Here is a 16,828-nt window from a genome sequence, read left to right as displayed (position 1 = left end):
AGACATGAGCCAGCCCAATCAGTTTTCCCTGTTGTCGCAACGCCGCTTCGCGCCGTTTTTCTGGACCCAGTTCCTCGGCGCGTTCAATGACAATCTGTTCAAGACCGCGCTGGTGGTGATGCTGACCTTCGACGCGATGAGCTGGACCACGCTGTCGCCGTCGCTGATCACCAACCTGATCCCCGGCCTGTTCATTCTGCCCTACGTGCTGTTCTCGGCCACCGCCGGCCAGCTGGCCGACAAGTTCGAAAAGTCCGGCCTGACCCGCTTCGTCAAATGGCTGGAAGTGGCCATCATGTGCATCGCCGGCCTCGGCTGGATGACGCACACCTTGTGGCTGCTGGTCACCGCCGTGGTCGGCATGGGCGTCCACTCGACCCTGTTCGGCCCCGTCAAATACGCCTACCTGCCGCAGCAGCTCAAGCCCGAGGAACTGATCGGCGGCAATGGCGTGACCGAGATGGGCACGTTTGTCGGCATCCTGCTGGGCGAGATCCTGGGCGCGGTGCTGGTGGTGCAAAAGCCCAACGGCATCGCCTTCGAAGCCGTCGCCACCATCGCCGTGGCGCTGCTCGGCCTGATCGCCAGCTATCGCATCCCGCTGGCCCCGGCCCCGGCGCCGGAACTGAAGGTGAGCTGGAACTTCATCGGCGAATCGTTCCGCAACATCAACTTCTCGCGCAAGAACCGCGTGGTGTTCCTGTCCATGCTGGGCAACTCGTGGTTCTGGTTCTACGGCGCGCTGGTGCTGGCGCAGTTCCCGGTCTACGCCAAGGACTACCTGCACGGCGACCACAGCGTGTTCGTGCTGCTGCTGACGGTGTTCTCGCTGGGCGTGGGCAGCGGCTCGCTGCTGTGCGAGCGCCTGTCCGGCCGCAAGGTGGAGATCGGCCTGGTGCCGTTCGGCTCGATCGGCCTGTCGGTGTTCGGCGCCGACCTGTATTTCTCCAGCCAGGGATTTTCCGCCGGCGCCGCCGCGCTGGCCGCCGGCCCGCACCTGGACGCCTTCGCCATCATGCTGCAACACGGCATGTGGCGCATCCTGTGCGACGTGCTGTTGATCGGCATGTTCGGCGGCTTCTTCATCGTGCCGCTGTTCGCGCTGATCCAGACCCGCTGCGATCCCGCGCACATGTCGCGCACCATCGCCGGCATGAACATCCTCAACGCGCTGTTCATGGTGGCGGCGGCCGGCCTGGCCATCGTGCTGCTGGGACAGGGCTTCACCATTCCGCAGCTGTTCCTGGTGACGGCCGCGCTGAACGCGGTGGTGGCGGTCTACATCTTCTCGCTGGTGCCGGAGTTCCTGATGCGCTTCCTGGCCTGGATGCTGATCCACACCGTGCACCGCGTGCGCCTGATCGACGCCGACCGCATTCCGGCCGAAGGCGCGGCGGTGCTGGTGTGTAACCACGTCAGCTATGTCGATGCCATCGTCATCGGCGCGGCCAGCCCGCGGCCGATCCGCTTCGTGATGGACCACCGCATCTTCAAGCTGCCGCTGCTGGGCTGGATCTTCCGCACCGCGCGCGCGATCCCGATCGCGCCGGCCAAGGAAGACCCGTGGCTGATGGAGAAGGCCTATGTCGACATCGCCCAGGCGCTGCACGAGGGCGACCTGGTGTGCATCTTCCCGGAGGGCCGCCTGACCAGCACCGGCGAGATCAACGAGTTCAAGGGCGGCGTGTCCAAGATCGTCGAGCGCACCAAGGTGCCGGTGATCCCGATGGCGCTGCGCGGGCTGTGGGGCCATCTGCTGAGCCGCAGCGGCGCCAATGTGTTCGAGCGCGCCTTCCGCACCGGCCTGCGTTCGCGGCTGGCGCTGGCGGTCGGCGTGCCGGTGCCGCCGCAGGACGTGACGCCGGAAGGCTTGCAGGAACGCGTGCTGGAACTGCGCGGCGATTGGAAGTGAGCGCACGCGCAGCTTTTTAGCGCAGTTAGTTCAGCGAGCGGCCTGCACCTGCTCGCGGTTCTGGCGCGCGCCGGCCAGGCGCACGATCTGGTCCAGCTCCACCGGCTTGACCAGGTGATGATCGAAGCCCGCTTCGCCGGAGCGGCGGCGGGCGTCGCCCTGGCCCCAGCCGGTCAGCGCGATCATCAGGATGCCGTCGGCGCCGGGGCGCTGGCGGATCGCCCGCGCGGTTTCGTAGCCGTCCATGCCGGGCATGCCGAGGTCGAGGATGATCAGGTCCGGCGGATGTTCGGCGCTGGCGGCGATGGCGCTGGCGCCGTCGTACACCGCGTGCGCGTCGAAGCCGTCGATCTCCAGCAGCGCCGCCAGCGAATCGGCGGCGTCCTGGTTGTCGTCCACCACCAGCACCTGCAATTTGCGGCCGTCGGCGGCGCCGGCGGCCGACGGCGTGACCGGGTCGCGTGCGGCGCCGCCCAGCACCGGCAGGCGGATCGCGAATTCGCTGCCCTGTCCCGGCCCGGCGCTGCTGGCCTCCACCGAGCCGCCGTGCATCTCGGCGAAGCGGCGGGCCAGGCTCAGGCCTATGCCCAGGCCGCTGGAGAACTGGCCGGCCACGGTCTTGCTCTGCTCGAACATGCGGAAGATGCGCGCGATCGATTCGGTGTCGAGGCCGATGCCGTTGTCGCGCACCGTCACCAGCAGCTCGTCGCCATGGCACTGCGCGCAGACCGCCACCTGGCCGCCCTGCGGCGTGAACTTGACCGCGTTCGACACGATGTTGGCGATGATCTGCACCACGCGCGCATAGTCGGCGTCCAGCATGACGTCCTCGGCCGGCAGCTGCCAGCCGATGGTGATGCGCTTGGCGTCCGCCGCTTGCAGGCACAGCTCGCCGACATGGTTCATCACGGCGGCCAGGCTCACCTGCTGGCGTTGCAGGGTGATCTTGCCGCTGGTGATGCGGGCCACGTCCAGCAGGTCGTCGACCAGCCGCGTCAGCAGCCGCACCTGGCGCTCCACCATGTCGCGGATGCGCGCCACCGGCGGCGCGTCCGGATACATATGCGTGAGCAGCGAGACCGAGGTGCGGATCGGCGCCAGCGGATTGCGCAGCTCGTGGCCCAGGCTGGCGAGGAATTCATCCTTGCGGCGCGCCGCCTCGCGCACCTGATACTGCTTGTTGCGCGCGCGCAGCGTGGCGTGCACGGCGGTGATCAGGGTCAGCGTGCGCACCGGCCGCTCGATCAGGTTCAGGTTGCCCAGGCCGGCCACGGCCTGGCGCACCGTCGGCGAATCGGCGCCGCGATGGGTCAGCAGGATGATCGGCAGGTCGGACCAGTCGGGCTGGCGCGCCACGTGCTCCTGCAGCAGCTTGTAGCCGCCCGGCGCCAGCGCTTCCTCCACCGTCAGCACCGCGCCCGCCCCGCATTCCAGCTGCGCCGCCAGCTCCGCCAGCGTGCGGCAGACGTGGCTGTTGATGGCCGCCATCGCCATCACCTTGGCCGCCAGCGTGGCGTCCTGGCCGGTGGGCGCGTAGATCAGGATGCGCGTTTCCATCGGCGTCAGATGGCCGGCGGAGCGCCGCCGGCGGCCAGCGTTCCGTTGTAGGTGGGCACGCCGGTCAGGATGCCGTGGAAGTCGTTCAATACCGGGCCGACGTGGATGCCGTCCTTGGCGATCTGGAAGCGGCGGATGGTGCGCTCATGCGCGCTGCCGCGCTTCTTGAACACGGAGATCGCCTGCCGCACCTCGCCCTGGGCTTCGAAGTAGCGCAGCATGATGACGTTGTCGGCGATGTAGCTGGCGTCGATGGCGGTGGTCATGCCGCTGCCCAGCATGCCCTGCTGGACGCCGACCACGATGCTGACCACACCGCGCTGGCCTAGGTAGGTGAGCAGCTCGTGCAGGTAGACGGTGAGGAAGCGCTCGTCCGGCACCGCGTTCAGGTAGCCGTTCAGGCTGTCGATGACGACCACCCGCACGCCGCGCTCGACCACCTGCATCACCGCGTGCGAGAACTGGCCGGGCGCCAGCTCGGCCGGATCGATCTGCTGGATCGTCAGCAGCTGGCGGTCGACGGCCTCGGCCAGCGGCATGCCAACGCTGGCCGCGCGGTTGAGCATATTGTTGCGCGCCTCTTCGAACAGGAACATCGCGCACGGCTCGCCGCGCTGGGTGGCGGCGTGCACGAACTGCGCCGCCAGCGTGGACTTGCCGGTGCCCGGCGGACCGGAGATCAGCGTGCTCATGCCTTCTTCGAGGCCGCCGCCGATCAACTGGTCCAGCGCCGGCAGGCCGCTCGACAACTGGCGCCGTTCGCTCACCACGCGGCTGGCGGCCGCCTCCAGGCGCGGGAAGACCTGCAGCCCGCCGCTGATGATCTTGTAGTCGTGGGCGCCGCCGCGGAAGGCGATGCCGCGGTACTTGACCACGCGCAGGCGGCGCCGCTCGGCGCCGTAGGCCTGGTCGGCCAGCTCCAGCGTCAGCACCGCGTGCGCCACGCTGCGCACTTGCAAGTCGCTGCTGAAGGCGGTGCGGTCGTCGAGGAAGATGGTGGTGCAGCTGCGGCTACTCAGGTACTGCTTGAGCGCGAGCACCTGGCGCCGGTAGCGCAGCGGGCTTTCCGCCAGCAGCTGCAGCTCCGACAGCGAATCGAGCACCACGCGGCGCGGCTGGTGGCGCTCGATGGCGGCGACGATGCGCTGGATGGTGGCGCCCAGTTCGATTTCGGACGGATGGAAGATGGTGTACTGCTGTTCGGGATCGAGCACGTCCTCGTTGGGCAGGATCTCTTCGATATGGATGCCGTCCATGGTCCAGCCGTGCGACTGCGCCACGCTCAGCAGTTCGATCGCGGTTTCGGCCAGCGTGATGTAGAGCACCGGCTCGCCCTGGCGCACGCCCTCGTTGAGGAACTGCAGCGCCAGCGTGGTCTTGCCCGTGCCCGGTTCGCCTTCGACCAGGTACAGCCGGTCGCGCGTCAGGCCACCGGCCAGCACCTCATTCAGGCCGGGTACGCCGGTCGAGAGAAACAGATGAGTAACGCTGTTCTGTGCTTGCATGGGCCCAGTCCGAAAAGTTGGCGCCCCGGTCGCAGGGGCGCGGCTGATGTTCGGCTGATACTACCTGAAATGGAGGAAGCGGGATTTTCGATAGCAAACGTGCGCGGCCGGCTCAGCCCTGCAGGCGCTGCTGCGCGCTGCGCTGCTTGTCGAGGTACATCGCGCGGTCCGCGCGGTTGAGCAGCATCTCGATGTCCTGCGGGTCGTCCGGATGATGGATGGCGATGCCGATGCTGGCGCTCAGCGAGACGGTGGCGGTCTTCAGGCGGAACGGCTGTTGCAGCGCCGGCCGCAGTTTGTCGGCGGTCTCCTGCGCGGCGCTGTCGCTGTGCAGGTTCTCCAGGATGACGATGAATTCGTCGCCCGCCAGGCGGCCCACGGTATCGGTCTTGCGCACGATGTGCTGCACCCGCGCGGCGAACTGGCGCAGCAGCTCGTCGCCTTCCTCGTGGCCGAAGCGGTCGTTGACCTGCTTGAAGCGGTCGAGGTCGAGGAAGAACACGGCGCAGCTGTGGCGCAGGCGGCTGGCGCGCTGGATCGCCTCGGTCAGCGCGGCCATCAGCGCGCGCCGGTTGGGCAGGCCGGTGAGCGTGTCGCGCAGCGCCATCGCCTCCATCGATTCGAACAGCGACTTGCGTTCGCTGATGTCGTGCAGGAAGGCGATGAACAGGTGGCCGCTGCTGCGCGGCACGTAGGCCAGCGACACTTCCACCGGCAGCTCCTGGCCGGCGCGGTTGCACAGGGTCAGTTCGATGCGGCGGTTGAGCACGGTGTCGGCGCCGCAGTCGGCCAGCTGGCGCATGTCGCGTTCGTAGGCGCGGCGCAGCAGCGGCGGCAACACCATCGCCGCCAGCGGCTGGCCGATCACTTCGGCGCGGCTCCAGCCGAACAGCTTCTCGGCCTGGCGGTTCCAGTCCAGCACCACGCCGCCCGGATCGAGGGCGATGAAGGCATCGTGGGCGTTGTCGAGGATGGCGCGCAGCTCGGCCGCGCGTTCCTGCAACAGCAGCTGCGTGCTTTGCTCCTGCGCCAGCGCGCGTTCCAGCAGCAGCGCCTTGCGGGCGATCTCGCGGGTGCGCTCGCCGACGGTCGATTCCAGTTTCTCGTTCATGCCGCGCAGCGTGGCCAGGTGGTCCTGCTCGTTGTGCACCAGCTCGGCCAGCGCCTGCGACAGCACTTGCGCCTCGTGGAAGCTGTCGACCAGCGGGATCGGCGGCAGCGCGCCGGGCGGCGTATCGGCCGGCGCGGCCGAGCGTTGTTCGATGTTCTTGCTGAGCGCGTTGAGCGGGCTGGTGAGCCGGCGCGCCGCCGCCGACGCCGCCAGCGCCATGGCGACGCCGAGGATGGCGCCCAGCAGCAGGATCTGGCGTTCCAGCGCGCGCGCGCCGGCCAGCGCCACGTCCTCGGACTGGCGCACCAGCACCGACCAGGTCAGCGTGGCGGGATCGTTCAGGTTGCCGGTGCGGGAGAAGCCGGTCAGGTAGCTGTGGCCATCTGCCCAGGTTTCCTTCAGCGATCCCGGCACGCCCGATTGCGACAGCGCCAGGCTGGTGCTGTCGATGGTCTTTTCCTCGGTGCCTTTGGGGCCGAGCATGACGGTGCCGTCGCCGCGCACCACGAAGATATCGGCCGAGTATTGCTGGTCGGCGGGCGCCAGGATGGTCTGCACCATGCGCCGCGCCCAGCTCCAGCTCATATGCACGCACAGCACGCCGCGGTAGCTGCCGTCCGAACGCCGCACCGGGCCGGCCGCGTCGACGAAGCGCCATGGGTCGGCGCTGTATGGCAGCTTCTTGCCGAGCAGGGTGGCGGGGTGGAAATCGCCGGCATAGAGTTTGTCGCGGCCGCCCTTGAACCAGGCGCGCCCGCTGACGTCCTGGCCTTCGAGCAGGCCCTGGGTGGCGGCGTAGACGCTGCCGTCGGGATTGGCCAGGCCGATCCAGGCGTAGTCGGGGAAGGTTTTTTGCAGGCTTTCGAGCACCTGGCGGATCTCGGCGGGGGACTTGGCGTCGCGGATCTGCGGCAGCTCGGTCAACAGCTGGACGTCGCCGGTGGCCTTCTGCACCACGCGGTTGAGCGAGTCGCGCATCTGCCAGGACAGCTGCTGCAAACGCTGGCCCGCTTCGCGCTCGGCGTAGTCGATGGCGAAGTGATCGACCAGCACCAGCAGCGACAGCACCGACATCAGCACCGTCGCGGCCACGCCCACTGTCACCAGCGTGGTGAGGCGCGGCCGGGCCGTGCGTGGGGTGGGCTGCGAGGTCATGGCACGGGCCAGAAAAGATGTCCGAAAGAAATTAAATTCATTGTAGCACCGGGCGCGGCGCACACCTCTTTCCCCGAGAGAAATTCACGACCGCGCGCCACGCTTTGCCGTGCCATAGACAAAAAGCGCGCTTGACTTAATTAGAATGATCGTTCATTCTACGTACTTATGCACATTTTTTATACAGAAAGTCCCACCATGGAAGCTCTTTTCTGCAGGACCGCAGCCCTGATCACCGCAGCCGCGCTCGTCGCCGGCTGCTCCAAATCCACGACCGAAGCACCTCATATGCAGGTGGCGGAAGTGGGCGTTTTTAAAGTGGCGCCGGAAGCGCTGCATATCACGACCGAACTGCCGGGCCGCACCGCCGCCTTCCAGGTGGCCGAAGTGCGCCCACAGGTCAGCGGACTGATACAAAAACGCCTGTTTGTCGAAGGCGCCGACGTCAAGGCCGGCGTGGCGCTGTACCAGATCGACGCGGCCAGCTACCAGGCGGCCTACAACTCGGCCAAGGCGGCGCTGGCCAAGGCCAAAGCCAACCTGATGACCAGCGGCCCGAAAGTGGCGCGCTACAAGGACCTGGTGGCGATCGAAGGCGTGAGCCGCCAGGACTACGACGACGCCGTCGCCGCCAACGAGCAGGCCAAGGCCGACGTGGAATCGGCCGCCGCCGCGCTGGAGCAGGCGGCCATCAACCTGAAATACACCCACGTCGACGCGCCGATCAGCGGCCGTATCAGCCGCTCGGCCGTGACGCCGGGTGCGCTGGTGACCGCGAACCAGACCGGCGCGCTGACCACCGTGCAGCAGCTGGACCCGATCTACGTCGACGTCACGCAATCGAGCGAAGACCTGCTGCGCCTGAAGCGCGAGCTGGAAAACGGCGGCTTGAAGCAAGCCGGCGGCCAGGCCAAAGTTACGCTGCTGCTGTCGGACGGCAGCAAGTACGCGGAAAGCGGCAAGTTGCAGTTCTCCGACGTGACGGTCGATCCGGGCACCGGCAACGTCACCTTGCGCGCGCTGTTCCCGAACCCCAAGCACGATCTGCTGCCTGGCATGTTCGTGCGCGCGGTGGTGGAATCGGGCGTCAACGAGCAGGCCATCGCCGTGCCGCAGCAGGGCGTGACGCGCAACGCCAAAGGCGAAGCGACCGCGCTGGTGCTGAACAAGGAGGGCAAGGTCGAACAGCGCGTGCTGGTCACCGGCGGCACCATGGGCGACAAGTGGCTGGTCAAGTCCGGCCTGAACGCGGGCGACCTGCTGATCGTCGAAGGCGTGCAGAAGGTGAAGCCGGGCGCACCGGCCAACGCCGCCAAGCCAGCCACCGCCGTGGCGGCTGGCGGCGCCATGCCGCCTAACGCCAAGAGCGCCCAGTAAAGGATCATAGCCATGTCACGTTTCTTTATTGACCGCCCGATCTTCGCGTGGGTCGTCGCCATCGTCATCATGCTTTCGGGCGTGATCGCGATTCTCGGCCTGCCGGTCGCGCAGTATCCAAGCATTGCACCGCCGTCGATTTCGATCAGCGGTTCGTATCCAGGCGCCTCCGCCAAGACGGTGGAAGACGCCGTCACCCAGGTCATCGAACAGAAGATGAAGGGCATCGACGGCTTGCGTTACATGTCCTCGTCGAGCGACGGCACCGGCGGCATCGGCATCACGCTGACCTTCAAGAGCGGCACCAACCCGGACATCGCCCAGGTGCAGGTGCAGAACAAGCTGCAACTGGCGACGCCGCTGCTGCCGGCCATCGTCACTCAGCAAGGACTAGTGGTGGCCAAGGCCACCAAGAACTTCATGATGGTGCTGGGCTTCGTGTCCGAAGACGGCAGCATGAAGCAGGCCGACCTGGGCGACTACGTGGCCGCCAACGTCATCGATCCGCTCAGCCGCGTGGAAGGCGTGGGCGACGTCACGCTGTTCGGCGCCCAGTACGCGATGCGCATCTGGCTCGATCCGGCCAAGCTGCAAAGCTATCAACTGACGCCGGCCGACGTCACCGCCGCCATCAGCGCGCAGAACACCGAAGTCTCGGCCGGTGAACTGGGCGGCGCGCCCGCCATGCCGGGCCAGCAGCTCAACGCCACCGTATCGGCGCAGAGCCGCTTGCAGACCGCCGAGCAGTTCGGCGCGATCCTGCTGAAGACCGCCGCCAGCGGCGCCACCGTGCACCTGCGCGACGTGGCCCGCATGGAGCTGGGCAGCGAGAACTACAACGTGCTGGCCCGCTACAACGGCAAGGCCGCCACCGGCGTCGCCATCAAGCTGGCCACCGGCGCCAACGCGCTCGATACCGCCAACGCCGTCAAGGCGCGGATCGCATCGCTGGAGAAGCAGTTTCCGGCCGGGATGAAGGCGGTGATCGCCTTCGATACTACGCCGTTCGTCAAGCTGTCGATAGAGGAAGTGGTCAAGACGCTGGTGGAAGCGGTGATCCTGGTGTTCCTGGTGATGTACCTGTTCCTGCAAAACTTCCGCGCCACGCTGATCCCGACGATGGCGGTGCCGGTGGTGCTGCTGGGGACCTTCGCGATCCTGTCGGCGCTGGGCTATTCGATCAACACGCTGACCATGTTCGCGGTGGTGCTGGCGATTGGCCTGCTGGTCGATGACGCCATCGTGGTGGTGGAAAACGTCGAGCGCGTGATGACGGAAGAGGGCTTGTCGCCGGTCGAAGCGACGCGCAAATCGATGGGCCAGATCAGCGGCGCGCTGGTGGGTATCGCGATGGTGCTGTCGGCGGTGTTCGTGCCGATGGCCTTCTTCAGCGGTTCCACCGGCGTGATCTACCGCCAGTTCTCGGTCACGATCGTTTCGGCGATGGTGCTGTCGGTGCTGGTGGCGATGATCTTCACGCCGGCCTTGTGCGCGACTCTGCTCAAGCCTGTGGCCAAGGGCCACACGGCGATCAACACCGGCTTCTTCGGCTGGTTCAACCGCAGCTTCGACCGCAGCAGCTTGAAGTACCAGGGCTGGGTGGGCGCGCTGCTGAACCGTAGCGGACGTTCGCTGATCATGTACGCGTTGCTGCTGGCGGTGCTGGCCTTCGTGTTCGTGCGCCTGCCGACTTCCTTCCTGCCGGAGGAAGACCAGGGCGTGCTGTTCTCGCAAATCCAGCTGCCGACCGGCGCGACCCAGCAGCGCACGCTGAAGGTGATCGAAAAAGTCGAGCAGCACTTCCTGAACGAAGAGAAGGATTCGGTGGCGTCGGTGTTCGCGGTGGCTGGCTTCAGCTTCAGCGGCAATGGCCAGAACACGGGTATCGCCTTCGTCCGCATGAAGGACTGGTCCGAGCGCAAGAGCGCCGACCAGCGCGTCAAGGCGATCGTCGGCCGCGCCATGGGCAGCTTCTCGCAGATCAAGGATGCGATGGTGTTCGCCTTCGCGCCGCCTGCGGTGCTGGAACTGGGTAACGCCAGCGGCTTCGACCTGCAGCTGCAGGATCAGGGCGGCGTCGGCCACGAAGCGCTGATGGCCGCGCGTAACCAGATGCTGGGTATGGCGTCCAAGAATCCGGTGCTGATGGCGGTCCGTCCGAACGGACAGGAAGATACGCCGCAGTACAAGATCACCGTCGACCAGCAAAAGGCGACCGCGCTGGGCTTGTCCATCGCCGATGTGAACAAGGTGCTGAGCACCGCCTGGGGTAGCGCCTACGTCAACGACTTCGTCGACCGTGGCCGCGTGAAGAAGGTGTACATGCAGGGCCAGCCGGATTCGCGCATGTCGCCGGAAGATCTGGGTAAATGGTTTGTCCGCAATGCCGACGGCGAGATGGTGCCTTTCTCGGCCTTCTCGACCGGCAAGTGGATTTATGCGTCGCCGCGCCTGGAGCGCTACAACGGCCTGCCGTCGACCGAGATCCTCGGCATGCCGGCGCCGGGCCAGAGCTCGGGTGCCGCGATGGCGGAAATCGAAAAGATGGCGGCCAAGCTGCCGCCGGGTATCGGCTTCGAATGGACCGGCCTGTCGACGGAAGAACGCGACTCCGGTTCGCAGACCACGCAGCTGTATGCGATATCGATCCTGATCGTGTTCCTGTGCCTGGCCGCGCTGTATGAAAGCTGGTCGATTCCGTTCTCGGTGCTGCTGGTGGTGCCGCTGGGTGTGATCGGCACGGTGCTGGCGACGTATGTGTTCAAGCTGTCGAACGATGTGTACTTCCAGGTCGGCTTGCTGACCGTGGTTGGCCTGGCGGCGAAGAACGCGATCCTGATCGTCGAGTTTGCGAAGGAGCTGCAGGAGCAGGGCGTTGAGCTGAAACAGGCGACCCTGCAGGCCGTGCGTCTGCGACTGCGTCCGATTCTGATGACGTCCATCGCCTTCGGCCTCGGCGTGCTGCCGCTGGCGATCAGCAGCGGCGCCGGTTCCGGTAGCCAGAACGCCATCGGCGTTGGCGTGTTGGGCGGGATGCTGTCGGCTACCTTCCTGGGCATCTTCTTTGTGCCGGTGTTCTTTGTACTGGTGCGCGGCTTCTTCAGCAAGAAGGCCGTCGCTCCTGCCGCTGTTGTGGAGGCACATTAATCATGAAAAAATCTTTACTCACCATTGCTGCGCTGGCGATGTTAGCCGGTTGCAGCCTGGCGCCGGTGTACGAACGTCCGGCGCAACCGGTGGCGCAAGCCTGGCCTGCCGGCGATGCCTACAAGGGCGTGCCGGCAGCTGCGGCCGACGCCAAGCCGGTATCCGAAATCCAGTGGCGCGAATACTTTGCCGACGAACGTCTGCGCAAGGTGATCGCGCTGGCGCTGGCCAACAACCGCGACCTGCGCGTCTCTGTTCTCAATATTGAGAAGGCCAAGGCGCAGTACAACATCGACAGCGCGGCCTTGCTGCCGAAGCTGTCGGCCAACGCCAGCCAGAGCGCATCGCGCACGCCTTCGACCATGACCGGCACCGGCGAGGCGGCCATCAACCGCCAATACAGCGGCGGGTTGGCGATGGCGTCCTATGAACTGGACTTCTTCGGCAAGGTGCGGAACCTGTCGGAGGCCGGCTTGCAGACCTACCTCGGCACCGAGGAAGCGCGCCGCGCGCAGCAGATTACGCTGGTGGCCGAAGTGGCCAACGCCTACCTGACGCTGATCGCCGACCAGCAGCGCCTGAAGCTGGCGGCGGAAACGCTGCGCAGCCAGCAGACGTCCTATGATCTGAGCAAGAAGCGCTTCGATTCCGGCGTCACGTCCGGCGTGGATATGTACGAAGCGCAGACCAGCGTGGAATCGGCGCGTAGCGACATGGCGGTCTACACCGCGCAAGTGGCGCTGGACCAGAACGCGCTGACGCTGCTGGTTGGCAGCGGCGTGCCTGCGGACTTGCTGCCGGCCGGCGAGCTGGATGCGGTAACCCAGCTGGCCGCGATTCCGGCCGGCCTGCCGTCGGACCTGCTGCAATCCCGTCCCGATGTGCAGGAAGCCGAACGCGCGCTGCGCGCCGCCAACGCAAACATCGGCGTGGCGCGTGCCGCCTTCTTCCCCAGCATCTCGCTGACGGCCTCGGGCGGTAGTGCAAGCAGCAATTTGTCCGGCCTGTTCAAGGCGGGATCGTCGACGTGGAGCTTCATCCCTCAGATCAATTTGCCGATCTTCGACGGCGGCGTCAATCGCGCCAACCTGAATATCGCCAAGGCCAATCGCGACATCTCGGTGGCACAGTATGAGAAGGCGATCCAGGTGGCGTTCCGCGAAGTGGCCGATGCGCTGGCCCAGCGCGGCACGCTGGATGAGCGCATCGCCTCGCAGCAGGCGCTGGTCGATGCGGCCGACAAGAGCTTCCGCATCCACGAGGCGCGCTACCGCAAGGGCGCGGACTCCTACCTGAACGCGCTGGTGTCGCAGCGCGCGCTGTATGCGGCGCAGCAGGGCCTGATCTCGGCGAGGCTGGGCAAATCCAGCAACGCCGTCACGCTGTACAAGGTGCTGGGCGGCGGCTGGCAGCCGGAAGTCGCGCAGCAGCGCGGCTAAGGTGGCCGGAGCGGCGGGCGCAGAGTGTTGCGCGCCCGCCGCCTTCGACTCCTGATAAATTGACAAAAATGGTCCGCTTCGCCACAGTACCGCCTCAGGCAAGTCAGTTACCCAAGGAAGACCCCATGACCGCACCCATCGTAAAACGACGCACCGACCCGGAACGCGCGCAGAACCGGCGCAACCAGGTGCTGGAGGCGGCTGCCGTCTGCTTTGCGCGCAGCGGCTTCCATGGTGCGAGCATGTCCGAGATATCCAAGCAGGCCGGCATGAGCGCAGGCCATATCTACAATTACTTCGACGGCAAGGATGCCATCATCCTGGCCTTTGTCGCCCGCGAGGCCGAGCATGTATCGGGCCTGTTGCGCGACCTGGCGACGCGCGAAGATCCGTTGGAAGCGATACTCGAAGATGCGCCCATCCACATCGACGAGTCGCTCGACCCGCAGCCATGGAGTGTGCCGCTGGAGATGTTTGCTGAGGCCTCGCGCAATCCGGTCATCGCCGCCAAGATGCGCGAAAACGAAGAGGTCTCGCGCGCGCAGTTGCGCGCGCTGGTCAAGCGTGGGCGCGAGCAGCGCAATCTGCCGGTGGACGACGTGCTGCTGGATGGTCGTCTCGATACGCTGATCTCCTACTTCCATGGATTGGCGATACGCGCGCTGTATCGGCCGAACATGGACCGCGCCAGTTTGGCGGATGCTTTCCGCGTCGCCATGCGCGCGCTGTTGATGACCTGATTTGTCTCGTATTGTTTCCGTCCGCTGCACGCGGGCGGAGGCTGTTGTACCATGATCGATCTCCCATTCCAGCCTATCGGAGCATCATGACATCCTACGTAATTCCCGCCCATGACATCGTTGGCCTGCCGGTTGCCGGCACCGCCGATCTGTTCCCTGTACGCCGCGTCTACTGCGTCGGCCGCAACTACGCGGCGCACGCGCGCGAGATGGGCTTCGACCCGGACCGCGAACCACCGTTTTTCTTCTGTAAGCCGAACGACGCGCAAGCCGTGATCCCCGTGGCGCCTGGCGCGGTGCTGGACCTGCCGTATCCTCAAGTGACCAGTAACCTGCACTACGAGTGCGAACTGGTGGTCGCCATCGGCAAGGGCGGCAGCAATATCGCGGTGGAAGACGCGGCCGGGCATATCTTCGGCTACGCGGTGGGGCTGGATATGACGCGCCGCGACCTGCAATTCAAAATGCGCGACGCCGGTCGTCCTTGGGAAATCGGCAAGGCCTTTGACTACTCGGCGCCGGTGGGCTTGATCCATCGCGCGGCAGAAGCGGGCGATATCAACCGCGCCGCGATTCAGCTGGAAGTGGACGGCGTGACCAAGCAATCGGCCACCATCGACCATCTGATCTGGTCGATCAGCGAGACCATCGCCAACTTGTCCACGCTGTTCGCGCTGGCGCCGGGCGACCTGATTTTCAGCGGAACGCCTGAAGGTGTGGGCGCCGTGGTGCGCGGTCAGACGCTGGTGGGTAAGGTGGACGGCCTGTCCGGCATCGCCGTCAAATTGGTATAAATCGTTTATAGCAGGGCGTCGATCGCCGTCAAGGCGGCGAGGGCGCCCATCGCCAGGCCCACATCGAGCGGGCTGGCGACGTCTGGTTCGCGCGGATTAATCCGTATCATGCGACCGTTGTGATTGCGGAGCACGCGGTCACCGAAGTGGCGCACCGACGGGACCACCGCGCCCGCGCCCAACTCGATCACCAGCGGACGTTGCGCCGTTTGCAGCAGGGATTGCAGGCGCGCCTCCTGCATCACCGTGCGGCGCTCGTTCCATCCCCAATCGCCGAACATCAGGATATTCGGCCGCGCCATGCCGCCGCAGTGCGGGCAGAGCGGGGCCGCGTTCAGCAGGCGGCAAGCTTCGGTATCGACTTCGGGGACGAAGCTGTCGGCGCTCCAGATATCCGGGCCGCAGGGCTCCATGCATTGCAGGTGATGGATGGAGCCGTGGTATTCGTGGACGGGGTGCGTGTCGAAGCCGGCGCGTTGGAAGTGACCGTCCACGTTGCTGGTGAAGACGCCGTAGCCGGCCTCCATACCTTCGCCCCAAGCCTTGAGCAGGGCGAAGCCGGCGTGCGGCGTGGTGTTGCGGTAGAGCTGCAAGCGATGGCCGTAGAAGCCCCATGCCAGCGTTGGGTCGGAGCGGAAGGTGTAGGGCGTGGCGATGCTGGAAAACTCCATGCGCGCGCGGCCGAGGGCGGGGTAGACCTGCCAGAAGCCTTCGTTGCCGCGAAAATCGGGCAGGCCGGAATCGACGCCCATGCCGGCGCCGGCGGCGATGATCAGGGCGTCAGCCTGTTTGACGAGGTCGGCGGCTTGGCTGAGGGCTGAGGAAGACATGCAGGCTTTCGATGGCGAGCAGAATTGCTTATCTTACTCCTGAGCAGGGAAGGGGATGTTGCGTCAAAGGTGAAAGCAAACATGACAAATACTTAAAGCCGCTGCTATAATTCCAAATTCGTCGGGGCGTAGCGCAGCCTGGTAGCGTACTTGCATGGGGTGCAAGGGGTCGGAAGTTCGAATCTTCTCGCCCCGACCAATAGAATCAACAGCTTAGGCCAGTCTTCGGACTGGCCTTTGTTGTTTTTACAAGTCTGTACCCCAACAAATACCCCAACAAACTTCTTTTAGCGGTCAAACCCCAGTCTCACGATTTTCTGCCGGTGTTGGGGTACAACTGCGACTGGCGTGGATACGGCTTTCTACCCAGGCCAGCACCTCTTCCCGAACCCATGCCGAAGCGTGCCTGGTTATCTTAACCCGCGCCGGGAATTCGCCGCGCTTGGTGTAGGCGTAGACGGTGCTGCGCGACAGCCCGCAGATCGCCATCACTTCCGGCAGGCGGATCATTCGTGTGGTGCGGGGCAGGGGTGATCGTTTCATGTCTTCCTCCATTGGCTGTGTGCTGCCTGCACTGTCCTCCAACTGCCGCGCAAGTGCGACCCGAAATGGGCCCGGTTTTTGGCGTCGATTCTTCGCTAGCTTCGCCGACAAATAAATCGATGAGAATTTTAGGTAGGTGATGCCGGCGCGATGCCAGGTGGAGGACAATATGCTTTTCGACGCGAAGGGATCGCCCTTCGCGCAACTTGGCATCACGCCAGGCGTAGCGCTCGTCACGCGCCCTTAGTCTCCACCTTTGTTTTTAGATTGGCTTCGCCTTTGAGCGAGCCCGCGATCAGCCTGGATAGGCTGCATCCATATTGCGCATCCTTCCCTCGAGGGAGCTGCGCGTCACATCGTGCGCATTCACGCACCGTCCCCACCTCACGCGGCGATCTGCCGCCGCGTGCATGTCCTATACGCCGCCCTAGTCCGCGGCGCAAACCGCGCGTCGTTACTGGCGGCCTGCTGCCAGTGACGACGCGCTAGCAACCAAGCGCTATATGGGCTGCGCCGCTGTTTTCTCAGTGACGGCGGCCAGTGACAGCGGATCTACCGCCATCAGCGCAGCAGAACGCTGCTTGCCAACCTTGCCCCTCGTGGGCCGACAACGTGTGCGAGGCACACCCCATGGACCCTGGGTAACTGGTCCCACCGCGATCAGGCTTCTACAAGGAGCGGATCGCGGCGCCATACGCGCATGCGGCGCGGGCAAGCA

Annotated in this window: 11 protein-coding genes and 1 tRNA gene; 7 read left to right on the top strand and 5 right to left on the bottom strand. The window is 65.6% G+C overall.

Annotated features, from left to right (window positions below; genetic code table 11):
* Positions 1-4: 4 nt before the first annotated feature.
* The gene (locus D0T21_RS13370) at positions 5-1,912 is read left to right on the top strand and encodes an MFS transporter (RefSeq protein WP_116990084.1); all 1,908 of its coding nucleotides are present in this window, start codon (positions 5-7) and stop codon (positions 1,910-1,912) included.
* A 30-nt stretch (positions 1,913-1,942) separates the two neighbouring features.
* Here D0T21_RS13370 and D0T21_RS13365 read toward each other — a convergent pair whose 3' ends face one another.
* From D0T21_RS13365 to D0T21_RS13355, 3 genes are all read right to left on the bottom strand, one after another.
* Positions 1,943-3,469 carry an ATP-binding protein gene (locus tag D0T21_RS13365; protein WP_116990083.1) on the bottom strand — a complete coding sequence of 509 codons (1,527 nt, stop codon included), beginning with the start codon at positions 3,467-3,469 and terminating at the stop codon, positions 1,943-1,945.
* A gap of 5 nt (positions 3,470-3,474) precedes the next feature.
* The gene (locus tag D0T21_RS13360) at positions 3,475-4,974 is read right to left on the bottom strand and encodes an ATPase domain-containing protein (RefSeq protein WP_116990082.1); all 1,500 of its coding nucleotides are present in this window, start codon (positions 4,972-4,974) and stop codon (positions 3,475-3,477) included.
* A 112-nt stretch (positions 4,975-5,086) separates the two neighbouring features.
* On the bottom strand, positions 5,087-7,240 hold the full coding sequence (locus D0T21_RS13355; protein WP_229211468.1) for a diguanylate cyclase domain-containing protein: 2,154 nt from the start codon (positions 7,238-7,240) through the stop codon (positions 5,087-5,089).
* A 198-nt stretch (positions 7,241-7,438) separates the two neighbouring features.
* On the opposite strand from D0T21_RS13355, the gene D0T21_RS13350 reads away from it, so the two are divergent.
* From D0T21_RS13350 to D0T21_RS13330, 5 genes are all read left to right on the top strand, one after another.
* Positions 7,439-8,617: an efflux RND transporter periplasmic adaptor subunit gene (locus D0T21_RS13350; protein WP_116990081.1), complete on the top strand. Its 1,179-nt coding sequence runs from the start codon at positions 7,439-7,441 to the stop codon at positions 8,615-8,617.
* 12 nt (positions 8,618-8,629) lie between these two features.
* Positions 8,630-11,764: an efflux RND transporter permease subunit gene (locus D0T21_RS13345; RefSeq protein ID WP_116990080.1), complete on the top strand. Its 3,135-nt coding sequence runs from the start codon at positions 8,630-8,632 to the stop codon at positions 11,762-11,764.
* Positions 11,765-11,766: 2 nt separating this feature from the next.
* A complete protein-coding gene (adeC, locus tag D0T21_RS13340) occupies positions 11,767-13,203 on the top strand; it encodes an AdeC/AdeK/OprM family multidrug efflux complex outer membrane factor (RefSeq protein WP_116990079.1) in 1,437 nt (478 codons plus the stop codon).
* 125 nt (positions 13,204-13,328) lie between these two features.
* The gene (locus D0T21_RS13335; RefSeq protein WP_116990078.1) at positions 13,329-13,943 is read left to right on the top strand and encodes a TetR/AcrR family transcriptional regulator; all 615 of its coding nucleotides are present in this window, start codon (positions 13,329-13,331) and stop codon (positions 13,941-13,943) included.
* Positions 13,944-14,029: 86 nt separating this feature from the next.
* The gene (locus tag D0T21_RS13330; RefSeq protein WP_116990077.1) at positions 14,030-14,737 is read left to right on the top strand and encodes a fumarylacetoacetate hydrolase family protein; all 708 of its coding nucleotides are present in this window, start codon (positions 14,030-14,032) and stop codon (positions 14,735-14,737) included.
* Between the two features lie 5 nt (positions 14,738-14,742).
* On the opposite strand, the gene D0T21_RS13325 is transcribed toward D0T21_RS13330, so the two are convergent.
* Positions 14,743-15,567: a Sir2 family NAD-dependent protein deacetylase gene (locus D0T21_RS13325; RefSeq protein ID WP_116990076.1), complete on the bottom strand. Its 825-nt coding sequence runs from the start codon at positions 15,565-15,567 to the stop codon at positions 14,743-14,745.
* Between the two features lie 122 nt (positions 15,568-15,689).
* Between D0T21_RS13325 and D0T21_RS13320 the strand changes: the two genes are divergently transcribed.
* A tRNA-Pro gene (locus tag D0T21_RS13320) sits at positions 15,690-15,766 on the top strand.
* A 95-nt stretch (positions 15,767-15,861) separates the two neighbouring features.
* On the opposite strand, the gene D0T21_RS32410 is transcribed toward D0T21_RS13320, so the two are convergent.
* A complete protein-coding gene (locus tag D0T21_RS32410; RefSeq protein ID WP_229211467.1) occupies positions 15,862-16,347 on the bottom strand; it encodes an AlpA family transcriptional regulator in 486 nt (161 codons plus the stop codon).
* Positions 16,348-16,828 lie beyond the last annotated feature (481 nt).

This window comes from Duganella sp. BJB476 (genome assembly GCF_003416895.1).
Lineage (GTDB): Bacteria > Pseudomonadota > Gammaproteobacteria > Burkholderiales > Burkholderiaceae_D > Rugamonas.
This window is presented reverse-complemented; position numbering and strand designations above follow the sequence as displayed.